10 protein-coding genes are annotated in these 15469 nt (G+C 43.8%); all 10 read right to left on the bottom strand.

Features of this window, described 5'->3' with window-relative positions; all coding sequences use genetic code 11:
* Positions 1-42: 42 nt before the first annotated feature.
* The 10 genes from KP77_RS07735 to KP77_RS07690 all read right to left on the bottom strand — a co-directional run bounded on the left by KP77_RS07735 (position 43) and on the right by KP77_RS07690 (position 15311).
* Complete coding sequence (locus KP77_RS07735) at positions 43-873, bottom strand: phytoene/squalene synthase family protein (RefSeq protein WP_041122150.1); 831 nt, start codon at positions 871-873, stop codon at positions 43-45.
* Positions 851-2329 carry a phytoene desaturase family protein gene (locus KP77_RS07730; RefSeq protein WP_041122149.1) on the bottom strand — a complete coding sequence of 493 codons (1479 nt, stop codon included), beginning with the start codon at positions 2327-2329 and terminating at the stop codon, positions 851-853. The genes KP77_RS07735 and KP77_RS07730 overlap by 23 nt, the downstream gene beginning before the upstream one ends.
* Positions 2326-3834: a phytoene desaturase family protein gene (locus tag KP77_RS07725; protein ID WP_041122148.1), complete on the bottom strand. Its 1509-nt coding sequence runs from the start codon at positions 3832-3834 to the stop codon at positions 2326-2328. The genes KP77_RS07730 and KP77_RS07725 overlap by 4 nt, the downstream gene beginning before the upstream one ends.
* Before the next feature lie 158 nt (positions 3835-3992).
* Positions 3993-4364 (bottom strand): YisL family protein, encoded by a 372-nt coding sequence (locus KP77_RS07720; protein WP_041122147.1) that lies wholly within the window; start codon positions 4362-4364, stop codon positions 3993-3995.
* A 328-nt stretch (positions 4365-4692) separates the two neighbouring features.
* The gene (locus tag KP77_RS07715; RefSeq protein WP_041122146.1) at positions 4693-5601 is read right to left on the bottom strand and encodes a fumarylacetoacetate hydrolase family protein; all 909 of its coding nucleotides are present in this window, start codon (positions 5599-5601) and stop codon (positions 4693-4695) included.
* Positions 5602-5668: 67 nt separating this feature from the next.
* Complete coding sequence (locus KP77_RS07710; protein WP_041122145.1) at positions 5669-6829, bottom strand: DUF418 domain-containing protein; 1161 nt, start codon at positions 6827-6829, stop codon at positions 5669-5671.
* A gap of 29 nt (positions 6830-6858) precedes the next feature.
* On the bottom strand, positions 6859-10524 hold the full coding sequence (gene addA / locus KP77_RS07705; protein WP_041122144.1) for a helicase-exonuclease AddAB subunit AddA: 3666 nt from the start codon (positions 10522-10524) through the stop codon (positions 6859-6861).
* Positions 10521-13967 carry a helicase-exonuclease AddAB subunit AddB gene (gene addB / locus KP77_RS07700; RefSeq protein WP_041122143.1) on the bottom strand — a complete coding sequence of 1149 codons (3447 nt, stop codon included), beginning with the start codon at positions 13965-13967 and terminating at the stop codon, positions 10521-10523. Before addB ends, addA begins: the two co-directional genes overlap by 4 nt.
* 133 nt (positions 13968-14100) lie before the next feature.
* On the bottom strand, positions 14101-14652 hold the full coding sequence (gene lepB, locus KP77_RS07695) for a signal peptidase I (RefSeq protein ID WP_041122142.1): 552 nt from the start codon (positions 14650-14652) through the stop codon (positions 14101-14103).
* A complete protein-coding gene (locus KP77_RS07690) occupies positions 14607-15311 on the bottom strand; it encodes a TVP38/TMEM64 family protein (protein ID WP_084218634.1) in 705 nt (234 codons plus the stop codon). Before KP77_RS07690 ends, lepB begins: the two co-directional genes overlap by 46 nt.
* Positions 15312-15469: the final 158 nt, after the last annotated feature.

Below are 15469 nucleotides of genomic sequence, written 5' to 3'. Positions count from 1 at the left end.
AGACATTACTAAAAAAAGCATCCGCTGACAGCGGATGCTTTTTTACTGGTAAGTTGATAATAACTTATCTTTTTCCTCAGCCGGCACATAATTTTTCTCTGAGAATACGTTATAATTATTCTTTCTGACCTGATTAAGAATGGCACGATATAAAACCGCTGCCCCTTTGACCGGCACCCGGCTCGAAGGCGGGTATAAGTGCAGCTTATTCATGGCCTCATCATAATATCCTTCAGCAAGTACAGCAAGCTCTTCCCACGTGTTGATAAAAGCCTGTCCCCCCTGCTTTTCAAACAGCAGAGATTCATCATAGCCGTGCCGCGACATTACTTCAGCCGGCAGGTACACCCGCTGCCTCTCCAGGTCTTCACCGACATCACGTAAAATATTCGTGATCTGCATGGCATAACCAAGCTTCACTGCACTCTCCCGCAATGCTTTCTCATTCTCAGGCGCAAGTACCGGCAAAAGCATAAGACCTACCGTACTTGCTACATGATATGAATAGTCGAGAACATCATCTGTTGTGTGATAGGTTCTGTGAGCAAGGTCCATCTTCTGCCCCTTCACCATATCCTTAAACGCCTGAACGTTCATATCATAACGGCTGAATACATCAGAAAGGGCAATCCATTTTGCATCATTCAACTTTTCACCTGACAGAAAACGATCAAAATCGCTTTCAAACTGTGACAGCTCCTTTTCCGGTGTATCACTTTCATCTACAATATCGTCTACTGTTCTGCAGAAACTATAAATCGCCCAGACTGCATTTCTATCTTTTGAAGGAAGCATTGAAAAAGCTCTGTAAAAAGTTTTCGAATGTATTTTAATAACCTTTTCACACTCTTTATAAGCTCTTGCCAATTCCATCTGCTGATCTCTCCCTTCTATTAAACTTTCTGTCCATTCCATCTGCTAACAGTTTTGCACCCTGCATGACAATCGGCACGCCGCCTCCAGGGTGAGTGGAAGCTCCTGTCGCAAACACATTCTCCAGCTCCGGATATGGCTGAAATTGCGGCCTGAATGGTCCTGATTGAAACAGTGCAGGTGCGATACCGAAACTGCCACCGGCATACAGTCCCTCCTGTTTCGCTTCTTCAGGCGTTCTGATATCTACCCATTCCATGCGGCTTTTAAGAGATTCAAATCCTGCCTTTTCCATCGAATCCAGTATCTGATCTGATAATGTATGTTTGACTGCATCCCAATCCTGATCGATCTCAGGCGGCACCGGCACCAGTACATACAGCACACTTTTACCTTCTGGAGCCAGACTCTGATCAATCAAAGAAGGATTAAACACGTAATAGGAAGGATCATCAGGAATTTTCTGTTCTTTAAAAATCTGATTCATTGTCTTCTCAAAATTTTCACTCAGATAAAACTGATGCATTTTTCTATCATTGTATTTTCCGTTAACACCGATATACATAAGCAGACATCCGGATGACGGCTGGTACTGTCTTCCCTGCTTCTGCACCAGACTTTCAGCAATAGGAAAATCACCATTTAAGACGACTGCGTCCGCTGGTTCATACTTACTATTATACAAGACACCTTCAGCTCTTCCAGCAGCAATTGTAATTTTCTCAACATTCGCTTCTTTTATGATCCGAATACCTACCCGGTCCATCTGCCTTTCAAGAATTTCTGCAAGTCCTGCATATCCCCCTTTAAGGTAGTAGATACCATGTTCATGTTCACTGTAGGATACCAGAGAATAAATCCCGGGCGTCTGAAAAGGATTGCCGCCAATATACAACGTTTGCAGCGCATAAGCTGTTTTCAGTCTGTCATCCTGAAAATATTGATGCAATTGCTTCGAAACAGACCTGAATGCTTTTAATTTTCTCAGTGAATTAATAACCGAAGGCTGAAGTGCATCCCAGCGCTTCAAAAATGACTGTTCGAGAAACTTCGGCTTTCCTTCAATGAATCTGTTCTCCATGTCATTTATAAATCGGCTGAACCCGGCTTCTTCGCCAGGGAATACTCTGCTGATCTCATTCATCTGTGCCTGTTTATCACGGTATTTTGTATAGACTGTGCCATCCTGATAATGAAGGTCATAAAGCGGGTCGCATGCGATCAGTTCGTACTCATCTTCATTCACACCAGCTTCGCTTAGTAGTGACTGCAGCATCTCGGGTAAAAGAACAATCGTCGGGCCTTTATCGATTTTGTAATCTCCGTGCTCGTGATAAGCCAGTCTGCCGCCAAGATTCTTTTCCTTCTCAAAAAGGGTTACGTCAAATCCCTTTTTCCTTAGCAAAAGACCAGACATCATACCCCCGACTCCACCGCCTATAATCGATACTCTCATCCTGCTTCACCGCTTTCTATGCGATTTCGCTTTTCATTCATCAGAAGATTTGAGGTAATGCGTGCTGACTCGAGTATCGTAGGCAGCCCGCTTCCCGGGTGGGTTCCGCCTCCGACTAACCATGTTCGTCCAAGCTCCTCGAACTTATTATGCGGACGCAGTGCCATCATCTGACTCAACTGATGCCCCATACTGAATGTAGCTCCCTTGAATACATTGAAATCGATCTCCCAATGCTTCGGACTGATGATCCGCTCCACTTCAATATGATTGCGCAAATCTTTAAAACCTGTCTTTGCTTCGATTGAATCCAGTACGAGGTTTCTGAATGTCTCTTCCTGTTCATCCCAGTCAAGGCCGCTCAGATTGTTGGGTACTGGGGCAAGGATATAGAGTGCAGATTTATTATCCGGTGCAAGTGTCGGGTCAGTAACGGATGCATTTTGAATATAAATGGAGGGATCTTCAGATAACAGCTGAGTCTGCATAATTTCTTCCACGTTCTTCTTATAGTCTTCAGCAAAAGAAATTGTATGGTGAGGCAGGTCGTATACTTTATCAATCCCAAGATAAATCATGAAAGTTGAACAGGAATATTTCTTTTGACTCAGTTTTTTCTCACTGAACTTTTTCAAGTGATTTCCTTCAACCAGGTTTGTCATCACGTGCGATACATCCCCATTGATCACCACTTCATCCGCTATGATCTGTCTGCCCGACTCCAGCTCAAATCCGGTTACTTCTTTTCTGTTGTTAATATGGAGTTTTTTCACACCGTCACCCAGATGAATCTCAGCGCCAAGTTCTTCAGCAGCTTTCGCCATCGCTTTTGAAAGCTGATTCACACCGCCTTTTGGATGGAAGATTCCATATTCATGTTCCATAAAAGAAAGGATTGAAAAAGCGCCGGGACATTCCCATGGAGACATGCCCAGATATTTAGCCTGAAATGTAAACCCGAGTTTCAGTTCTTCATGAGTGAAATACTGACTTAACACATCGTACAGACTCTTTCCGAGTGACAGTTCAGGCAATGCTTTCAGTACTCTTAATGAAAGATAATCTGTATAACGGTCTATTTTGTTTTGCAGAATCGGACGCAGCGCATCCATTTTCTTTCTCGTATCATTCATGAAGCGATCATACCCTGCTTCATCACCGGGAAAATAACGCTGTATCTGCGCTTTCATTTTTTCCGGATCCCGATACATTTTTACCTGCTTATCTTTGAAAACCAGCTCATACATCATCGGAAGTTCAATCATATCAACGTAATCGTGAAGGTTCTTTCCGCTTTCCTGAAAAATCTCTTCAGCAATCTCAGGCATACTCAGAAAAGTAGGACCTACATCAAACGTAAAACCATCCATCGTAAAAGAACTGTTTCTCCCTCCTACAAACGAATGTTTTTCATATACATCTACTTTAAACCCTTTAGCAGAAAGCAGCATTGCTGCTGCGAGCCCACCTGGTCCTGCGCCAATAATTGCAATTGAACGGGTCATAAAAACAGCCTCCATCCCTATAACTTTCTAATTATACATTCATTGTTCAAATATTATACAGATAGTTGATGTTTTAAGTATACACAGGTGTCGGTTTGAACTCAATTTTGAATATGGTGGTTAATCTATACAGAAAAAAGCCGCTGTATAAGCGACTTTTAACGTAGGAAATCGAAGCCGATCGGCAGACTGAACCCGAAGTACAGTGTAGCCAGCAGCACGATTACAAATAGTATCCACATTACTTTTACTGATTTTTGCTTTTTCGTACGGACAAGGATCATCTCCATGAATCCGATTACGAGTATTCCCAGCAGGAATTTCACGCCGTATAGTGCAGCATCAATTGACGAGAACTGGAAAAATAACCAGCCGCCTGTAAAGATGATAAGCACATACATCAGACGTAGAATCATATGTACGATCTTAGCACCTTTTGCGTTCGCTCCTTTCATTAACGCAAGCGCAATGAAGAACAGAACGATTCCAAGTACCCATGTTGTAATGTGTAAGTGTGTATTGTCTAACATTCCCTAACCTCCTGAACCAAAATACCGAACTATCTATATGCTACCATATTCCCTTATCATGTCACCTGAAAACATTGACGGAGTCATGAATTTTGCTTAAAACAACCGCTTTTGATTTTTGCATCAGGGGGTGCTTGTAACCGCTGGCCCCTTCCGTGCAGTGCTGCGCTTTCCTGCCCCCGAATGGTGAGCCTCCGACCTCCACTTCAAGGACCAGCTGAGTTTACTTTATGACTTTGAATTTCTATTAAAAGCGCATATTCAAAGTATAAAATTCTACTCTGAATATGCGCTCTCTTCATTACACATGATCTGTTATTAACTTAAATCATTCACCAATTTCATTTGTCAGTGTGCCGATTCCCTGGACGGAGACTTTGATCTGGTCACCTTTTTTGAGGAATTTAGGCGGGTTGAAGCCTTTTCCGACGCCCGCTGGTGTGCCGGTTGCGATTACATCTCCCGGTTCTAGCGTCATTCCTTTTGACAGTGTTGAGATGATCTTTTCAATTGAAAAAATCATATCTGATGTGTTTCCATCCTGTCTGATCTCGTCATTTACTTTTGTCACGATACTCAGTTTGTGTGGATGCGGAATTTCATCTTTTGATACCAGGAACGGCCCCATTGGACAAGTTTCATCAAGGCTTTTACCGATGAAAAATTGTTTGTGTCTGCTCTGAAGATCTCTTGCTGTGATATCGTTAACGATTGTATATCCGAAGACATAATCAATTGCCTGTTTTTCAGGAATATTTTTGCCTCTTTTACCAATGACAATTGCGAGTTCCCCTTCATAGTCCAGCTGGTCTGTCAGTTCTTCGTATGACGGGATCAGTGCGTTATCTCCCGTAATAGAAGTTGATGCTTTTGTAAATACAACCAGCTCATCAGGGATATCTTTTTCTGAACCCATCTCAAGGACGTGGTCACGGTAGTTCTTTCCAATGCACATTACATTTTTAGGAGTGCAGGGTACCGGCGCTTCCCATACCAGATCATCAAATTTTACTTTGTAGCGTGAAACGTGATCACTTTCTTCAGCTGCACGAATACACTTTCTGACTGTCTCCTGTAATTCCATTCCGCTTTGAATACCTTCAAGCAGTGTTGCAGGTACTTGTTCATTTGGAATCAGCTCTTTATGGATCCGGACAATATTCCATGCTGCTTCCTCTCGCTTTACTTTGACACCGTAAAGTAGTTTGTCTTCAAAACGGAAAGATAGAAATTTCATTGAATGTACACTCCTTAAAATCTGAATTGTCCTTCTATTATACATTTTTTCTGCTAATCTGACAGTTTTATTTTCTGGAATACGACAGTTTTCTCCATAATTTCTCCATTGGACCCTGGCTGAATTTGGACAGCCACAGCTCCGAGAAGATCACCTGCATAAAAAATATACCAAGTGCAATCAGTGTACCTGTTGAGAGCGTGACCTCCCCGTAGAGACCAAACCCGTAATTGTAAAAAATAATCGTGCCTATAACAGATTGTAAGAGATAGTTTGTCAATGCCATTCTTCCTGTTTTCGCCAGCGGCTGAAGCAGCTTAGCTGTAACAGGTGCCGTCATGATAAGCAGCAGCAATGTCATATAGCTCATTGCAACAAGCGGCCCTCCAACGTAATCCTGGGTAAAGACAAAAGCAAGGTTCTGTTCCCCCCAGTAAGGAGACGTTTTCACTGCAATTCCTGCTCCTAAAAACAGGAGAGTACATATGCCAAGCAGCATTTTTTTCTCCTTCGCTTTTTGGAACAACTGGACTTTAGCAGCCCCTGCTCCAATCATCATTAACGGAAGAATCACGATGATAATGGATACAAATGCAGAGGGATCATTGGCATACTGCCAGTCCTCAAGGCGCTGACTGAAGATCTGTCCAAAAGAGCCGCTGCCATAATTCGCCACAGATGACTCGATATCCTGTACTGAGCTGAAATAAGTAACAGTTGTAGGATCAACCATTGCTGCAAAGAACATAATACCTGCAAGCAGTGTCTGTGGCAGGAAGTAGATGATAAAGCCGAGTGTCAGCAGCATTTTCCCACTCATTTTCAGCATCCAGATCAGAATAAAGCCGGTAACTGCATAAGTAATCAAAATGTCTCCTGACCAGATTAAAAATGCATGCACCATTCCAATTGCAAGCAGTACACCAAGCCTGCGCACAGCAAACGATGAAAAGCGCGTATTCTTCTGCTGTGCCCTGACAAATTGTAATGCAAGCCCTGCACCAAACATCATTGCAAAGATCGGGTAAAAGCTCGCCTGCACAAATACATCAATCCACCAGTAGGCCTGTCTATTCAGTGAATCCCCCCACCACGCATACGGATCGTAGTAATACACTGGGGAATGAAATGCAATCATATTAACAATAAAAATGCCAAGCAGAGAAAACCCGCGAATGACATCAAGGTTTTGAATTCTCTGCTGTGAATCAATTGGCTGTAAACTCAATACATATCCCTCCGACTGGCTGGGCCAGTTTATTCTATTTTTATTGTCAGGTCTGCGTTAAAGAAATACAAATAAACTTCATCAATATGTCGATTCAGACTTTTCTCCAGTGCTTTCTTATAAAGAGACAGCTGAAGCCTGTAACGTTCTGACAATTTTTCTTTTACCTGTGGATCTGCTCGGTCCACATAGTCTGTCTTATAATCGAGCAATACCAGCCCGCCCTCATCCTCAAACAGACAGTCTGCGATCCCCTGAATCAGCACAGGATCATCTACATTTAACTGAATGCCTGCTTCCTGAGGCGTGGCAGCATAGGTAAACGGGACTTCCCTGCTTACCTGATCTGATTCAATCATTCGTCTGCCGAGATCCGACTGGAAAAACGCAGTCACATCATTGGTTCTGACGGTTTCAGCCTGCTCTGCAGTCAGAATTTCTTTTAGTTCGAGCTCAGCTAACAATGACTGAATCTCCTGTTCATCCGGTACTTTTTTAAGCGGTACCTGCTGCATAACTGTATGCATAACCGTACCTTTTTCAGCCGCTGTCATTTTCTCCTGTTTCAGAAATGAAGGACGTTCATATAGTTTTTTAGCAGGCTTAACAATGGAATCCGCACCGGTTTCATCAAATGTTTCGTGCTGCCTTTTAATAGAGGAAACGGATTGTTTTGATTTAATCATTGCTGATTGTTCATAGGGATATTGCCATTTCAGCCGTGTCATAATATCTTCGTATTCATCACTTTGTCCAGGAACAGGTTCATGTTTTTGAACATGATTCAGCCACTCCGCAGCCACTTCTTCTTTTTTCTGTTCCCGATTGAAAAGCTGCTTATGAAGCATCTGCATCTTCCATACAGATGGATCCTTCAGCACACTTGAAGGAACAGCATGAATGCCGTCCTGATGACGGCTGAGTGATGGTCCTACCCAGTCGGCGTATGACTTTGCACCTTTTCTAGTGTAATCGGGGAGCAGCCACGTGTTGTCAGAACCCGAAAGTGACCATTTTTCTTTGGATTTTTCTGCATCAGGAACTGTAGCAATCAGAATTAACTCTTCTTTTGCCCGGGTCATTGCAACATACAGCACACGCATTTCCTCAGCCAGATTTTCAAGACGCTTTTTTTCCTTGAATGCCATCTGCGGAAGCGTTACACTGCTGATCCGGTTTTCGATATCAACATACGACAGTGCAAGACCGAAATCTTTATCAAGCAAATAACTGCCTCTCAGATCCATTTCATTGAACTGCCTTGCCATTCCTGAAATAAAGACAACCGGAAACTCAAGCCCTTTACTCTTATGGATTGTCATCAGACGAACGACATCTTCCTGCTCACTGAGCGCTCTTGCTGCTCCGAGGTCATCCCCGCGGTCTCTCATGCGTTCTACAAATCTTAAGAATCTGAAGAGACCTCTGAAAGAAGTGGATTCATATTGCCGCGCCCGGTCATACAGCGCCCGCAGGTTCGCCTGACGCTGCTTGCCGCCCGGGAGCCCGCCAACAAAATCATAAAATTGTGTATCCCGGAACAGCTGCCAGACAAGCTCTGATACAGCACCTGTTCGCGCCTGTGCCCGCCAGTTTCTAAGAGAAATTAAAAACCATGAACATTTTTCTTTTAGTGCACTATCAGGATCACCTGATGACATATAAGTCTGGAGTGCTTCATAGAAAGTACCTTTCGAATCAGCTTTTCTAATCATTGCAAGCTCTTCTTCTGTACATCTGACAATTGGAGACCTCAGCACCGAAGCAAGCGGAATATCCTGAATCGGATTGTCGATCACTTTTAAAAGTGAAACCATAATCGCCACTTCTGTTGCATCAAAGTAGCCACTTGAAAGATCCGCATAAAGCGGAATTCCCGCCTGTCTGAATTCATCCATGATGTCAAGTGTCCACGTCATAGACCGCGTGAGAATGACTATGTCCCTGTATTCGAGCGGTCTGTACAGCTTCTTCTTCACATCATAGATCTGCCTGCTGTCATCAATCATACTGCGGATTTCGCTGATCATATAACGGGCTTCAAGCGTTGAGCGCTCAAGCTCTCTTTCATCCATCACTTCCTCAGGCATTTCTTCTTCCGGCGCACCTTCATCAGCCTGATCAATCACTGTAAATCTGACCGGTACTGTAAGATCTGTCGGATAAGGGGCACCTGGGATTAATTCAGCGTCCTGGTCATAATCAATTTCCCCGACCATTTCGCCCATGATCTGACGGAAAATAAAGTTTACACCGTCAAGGACTTCGGGACGGCTTCTGAAGTTTTTGGCCAGATCAATTTTCTGTCCGCTTCCCGGCTGCTGGAATGTCCTGTATTTTCCGAGAAACAGATTTGGTTCAGCAAGTCTGAAACGGTAAATGGATTGTTTTACATCTCCAACCATGAACAGATTACCGTCTTTTTCACCGCCTGACTTCACCAGCTGCAAAATCGTTTCCTGTACCATATTCGTATCCTGATATTCATCTACAAGAACTTCTTTAAACTTATTTTTATAATGATAAGCTGCCTGTGAAGGTTCGCCGGTTTCAGGGTCACGCAGGATCTCGAGGCAGAAGTGTTCAAGATCGTTAAAGTCAACGAGTCCTCTTTCTTCTTTAGCCGCTTTAAATGCTTTTTCAAACGTTCTGACCAGCGCTGCCAGTGTGGATAGTCTGCCGGTCATCCGGTTCATATCCCCGAGCAGATCCTCAGGCTTCTTGACAAAAAAGTTATCCTTTAAATCATTGATCATTTTCTTTGCCTGATCGCGCCATTTTTTCGCCTGTTCGACTAATGCTTCATCAAATTCATCGCCCTTGCAAGGCTTCAGTCTCCCCATTGAAAAAGCTGATACTGCTGCTTCTGTTTCTTCCCAGCCTGCAGCATCGCGGATTTCATTTAACTGCCTGATATCATCCTCAAAGTTAACTGCTCTCGGGTGTGGTCCACCTGGCTTTCTGGCAGCTTCAAGAGCGAGATTGATCAGTTCAATTGCGCCTTCTGCTTCAAGCTGAACGTGAAACAGCACATATCCTGCAAGCGGATGATCATCAATCTGAATACCGTCCGTCTCATGCAGTGTGATGATTCCATCCAGCCAGTTATCCGGGTCTGCATGTGAACGTGAAAACGTATGAAGTTTCCTGATCATCTGATGAAGGGCATCATCACTTCTGTCATTTGTAACAGCTTCCACAAGTTCTGCGAATGAATCGTTATCCGGAATGCCATACTCCTTCTCAAGGATCTCTTCGATGACTTCATCCTTCAGGAGTTCCGCTTCTGTATCATCTGCGATTCTGAAGCCCGGGTCGATATCAATCAGATAATAATACTGCCTGATCACTTCAAGACAGAATGAGTGCAGCGTTGAAATGGAGGCTTTGTTAATGAGAGTCAGCTGTTTTCTTAAATGTCTGGACTCAGGATTCTCAATCAATGCCTTTTCAAGTGCCTCTCCCACACGATGCTTCATCTCTGCAGCTGAAGCGTTCGTAAATGTTACAACAAGCAGTTCATCTATATCAGTCGGCTGATCTGTATCAAGCACTTTTTGAATCAGCCGCTCTACTAAAACGGCTGTTTTTCCTGACCCGGCCGCTGCTGCAACGAGAATATCACTGCCTTTTTCAAATATGGCACGCCACTGTTCATCGGTCCAAGTGACGTTTTGAGGTTTTACCGGAATCATTGGTGATCCCCCTTCATTCCCTGAAACAAATCTTCAGCTTTTTTTGGTCTGAGTGAACGATATTGATTCTGCTCAAGTGCAGGATCAAACTGACAGACTGACCGGTACGAACAGAACTGACAAGGCGTCCGTTTCTTATATTCATAAGGATCAATTGATACGTCCCCTGCCTTGATTCTGTCTCCTGCAGTTTTGAACATAGATCGGGTATGTGATCTCATATCATTAAACTGATCTCTGCTGGCTGTTTTTGAGTTCGACCTGAGCGTACCGTCTTTTTTGAGGCCTGCTGAAATAATGGATGAATTCCCTTCTTCAAGCGTCATATCCATCAGTTTCACTACCTCTTCATCACCAAGCACAAGACCTTTCATTTTATACTTTTTCAGATATTCATCCTGCATCTCCTGCATACTCATTGTTTTCTTTGTTTTCACAACCGGATTGTGAAGATGGAAATAGAGTACGCCTGCCGGTTCAGCCTCAGTGTGTACGAGTCTTGCTGCATTCGTCAGCGCAACATCAAGGTATGTCATCATCTGCAGTGAAAGCCCGTAATACATCTCTGTAAAATCAAGGTCTCTTACACTTGACTTGTAATCTATAACTCTTAAATATACTTTCCCTTCGCTTCTGGCATGGTCTACACGGTCAATTCTTCCCTGCAGTGACATCGTGTCACCGTCACTTAACTGAATACTGTGCGGCGGAAGTTCCTGACCAGGACCAAATCCGAGCTCCACTCTGAGCGGTTCAAAATTTCCTGCTCTGGCATGTTCGCTTAGAATGAATGATGCCCGGCTGATGACCGTTTGCAGTTTCTTTGCAATATAGCGGTATTTATTCGAACTGTTCAAAATATCATACTGTAGCTGCGGTCCGATATGACTGACTGCCTGATTTGCAAGCTCCGTACACTGGCGCTGGGACAGGCTTTTCCAGCTGATGCCTTTTTGCAGCAGTTCTTCGGATATCCATTTAAGCGCAGCATGGAATAGCTCTCCAATATTCGGCGCATCGAGTTTGAAAATACTTCTTTCCTTCAGACGAAGCCCGTGGCTTGAAAAATGCTGAAACGCACAGCTGTTCATTCTTTCAATTCTTGACACGCTGGCCATCATTGAACTGCCATACAGATCTTCAGCAGTACCTCTTGATAACGGCGCTGCTGTATTGCCATAAAATAAACCGGACAGAATCCGTTTACTCTCCTGCTTCCACAGCGGATCAGTTACATAAAAGTTATAAACGTCGCGCCAGATATCTGCGACCGGATAGTCCTTTCTCAGCTGCTGGAGCTGGGAAGTCATGAATGATGCCGTCGGAAGCGGATGGCATATATAGTCAAGCTGCTGTTCTGCCGGAACTTCCACCGGATCATTTACGGCAAGCATTCTTTTATGCTCAGGCAGCATGCCAGTCACTTTTTTAATATAAGGTGAGACAATCAGCGACTTGCCTTCTTCATCTGCCAGAGGATAAGAGATATAAAGCTTTTCTGAAGGAGAGGTAAATGCTCTGTAAGCTGTAAAATCCTCATCCTGAAGCTTTTCACGCGACCCTGGTGCAAGCTTTAACCCAGCGCGCTCCATAAAAATCCTGTCCTCTTCAGCTAAAATTCCGTCATCCTGCATCCGGGCGGGCATGACACCATCATTGACACCGATCACAAATGACGCGCAGACTGCAGGAAGCCTCGAAAGTTCCAGGTCTGCAATAATCACCTGGTCAATGGCAGGAGGAACAAGAGAGAATTCAAGTGTCTCCATACCGGCGTCCAGGATCTCACTGAACTCCTGCAGCGTCATACGGTCTTCCCCCGTGATTTCAACAAACTGATCGAGCAGTTCCACTACTGCGTCCCACGCTTGATCATGCTCTCTTGCAGCTTCCACATCACCTTTTTCTTCAGCTGCATGTGAGATCTGTTCAAGCTTAAGCGGGATATCAAGCTCTTCAAGCAGCAGAAATACTGCTTCACAATAAGCATGAACAGTATCTGCTTTTTTCAGCCTCTCTTCAAAGGTGTTCATTGGTGCTGTAATCATTACTCTTGATTCATTCAAATCATCCTGAATCATTTTTTCTTCATCATTTTGAGGCTGGTGAACAAAATCGAGCCCTCTGAACTGTTTATAATAAAACTCTTTTTGCCAGCGGTAACCGTGAATTCCCTGTGCAAGCACATAATTTTCGAGCCTGTCCATATTTCCCCTGAGCACTTCATAGTCAGCCTCAGCAGGGAAAAACAGTTCCGTTTTTACCGCTCTGAAAACTGCCTCATAACGCCATTTTTTCGTAACTACTTCAAGTGCTGACCGGATAAATTCAATCAGCGGGTGATTAAGCATGGTTCTTTTCTTATCTATAAAATATGGAATATCGTAATCTTTGAAAACCGGCTCAATGATTTCATGATACGCTTCCCCGTTCCTGCTAAGTACGGCAATATCTTTATAGCGGTACCCTTCATTTCTTGCAAGTCTTCTGATCTCCCTTGCGATTGCTTCAGCTTCTGCTCTTCTACCCGCTGCTTCAATCACCGTCAGATCAGCGGGTTCACTGTACACTGCTCCATAAGTTTCAAACGAACGCTCTAAAAATGACAAACCTCTGCCTTTATATTTTTTATTTTCTCCAAATGTGATGACTTCTGCCTTTTCACCAGTATCAGCAGCGATGCCTTTCAGCTGGCTGACAGTATCTGAAGTCTGACGGAAAAGTAAAGGGTCCGTTGAAGACAGATCTGCCGTCACTGCAGCTGTGACCTGTTTTGCAGACTTCAGCAGCTTTTCAATGACGAGATATTCCTGAGGAGTAAAGCTGTGAAAACCGTCGAGATAAATGTCTGCTTGACTGATCAGATCTGAGTCACTTATTTTTTCAGCCAGCAGTCTCAGGTAATCTTCTGAATCTATGTATTTATCTTCCAGGCGCTCATCAAACCCTGAATAGATCCGTTCAATGTCTTTCAGCTTATCTACTAAAGCTTTTGGCGCTGTACCGCTGATTTCTGCTGTTTTTTCAAGCAGGTCTTCAGGGTTCACACAATATCTTCTGAACTCTGTGAGCATTTTTTCTACGTGACTGACAAACCCATGCTTGCCTGCTGCCCGGCCAAACATCACCATCTGATCTTTTTGTTCACTGATCAGTTTTCTGACTAGCATACTCGCACCCGTATGATTAATATGTATGCGCGTGGCGCCTCCTGTTTCCTGAAGAATTCTCCAGGCAAGTCGTGTAAAGCTCAGCACCTGCACCCGTACCATTCCGCCGGTTTCAAGAGCGAGGCGGTATTCCGACTGGAAGGTCATCTGTTCAGGTACAATTAACAGAATGGGATCACCTGACGGGTTATTTTTTACTTTCGCAGTGATTTCCTGCATAATTTGATCTGTTTTTCCGGTTCCTGAACGTCCTGTCTTAATGATAAGCGGCATGACTTCAGCCTCCTTTGTCATCTGCATATAGCTATTATCTTACACTTCTCCCTCAATGAAAAGTGACGGGGAAATGAAAAGAGCCATCCTGATGGATAGCTCAATCCTGTATAAAACTTTAGCTTATACTCTTTTATTCATAAAACCTGATATCAAGTTCATCTAACGGCCAGTATCTCAGGTTGACTTTGCCAACGACTGAGTCCTGATCAATAAAGCCGAAGATCCGGCTGTCGAGACTTTGCTCACGATTGTCTCCAAGTACAAACAGGTGACCTTCAGGAACTTCTGTTTCTCCAGTAAGCTCTTCAAGCGTAAAGTCACCTGTCAGACGCTTACCCTCTTCTTTAAATTCCTCAAGATAAGGTTCTTCATAATACTCTCCGTTGATATAAAGCTTGTCGTCTTCATAAGCGACTTCATCACCCGGAAGGCCGATGACTCTTTTCACGTAGTCTTCTGATTCGTTTGCATGAAAGACGATGACATCAAACCGGTCAAAGTCTCCAATCTGATAGCCGATTTTGTTAATCACAAGCTTATTTCCATCCTGCAGTGTCGGCTGCATCGATACACCTTCCACTACATAATTAGAAAAAAGGAAAATGCGGACTACCAGTACGATCACAACGCCTACTGCTAATGCTTTGAGCCATTCGAAGCCTTCTTTTTTCCACGATTCCATCTATTCTCCAACCTTTCATTCCCGGCAGACTTTCTATGACGCTCGTGCATCAATATGTCACGTTCCATTTTTTTATTAATCATTTTTTCCACTCTCTTACCAACAATCCACAGTACAACGATTACCCCAAGTACGATGGCTGTTTTTACAGGCTCCCGGATAAGTGAGACGATATCCGCACCGATAAATGAGATCGTTGAGATCATCACAAGTTTACCCGTTACTACAGCAAGCATATATTGTATGACGCTGATTCGTGACAGCCCTGCTACAACATTGACTATTGCTGATGGTGTAAATGGGAAACACAGCAGCAGAAACAGCGGACCGAATCCGTGGCGCTCCACCCATGTAGTCAGCTTTCTGACCTGTTTTTGATTACTCAGAAAATAAAACAGTCGTAAATGTCCGAAACGTCTGATCAGCCAGAAGACCATCAGCGCACCTACTGAAGCCCCTGCCCATGAGAGCAGTATGCCAAAAAGAACACCGTAAGCATTCGCATTCGCTACAACGAAAGCGACGAGCGGCAGAAAAGGCAGAAAAGCTTCAAAAACCGGCAACAGGAATCCGAGCAGCGGTCCGAATGCACGGTACTCTGCTATTAATTCGCGAAGATTTTCAAGTGTAAACCATGCTTCTAGAGTTTCCAACGTCATTCAAACGCTCCTCTGATCTATAGACTGGCGGCTATTTTTTATCAGTATAGCATAATACGGAAAATACCGCCTATGATGGCTACATTTTTCCCTTATTTCAGTTTGAACAAACTATGGCGATAGAAAATAAAAAACGAAACAGATGTGGATGCCACTGA

The sequence above is a fragment of the Jeotgalibacillus alimentarius genome (assembly GCF_000829445.1).
GTDB lineage: Bacteria > Bacillota > Bacilli > Bacillales > Jeotgalibacillaceae > Jeotgalibacillus > Jeotgalibacillus alimentarius.
Note: the sequence above shows the minus strand (reverse complement) of the source record. Positions and strands in the feature narration are given on the sequence as shown.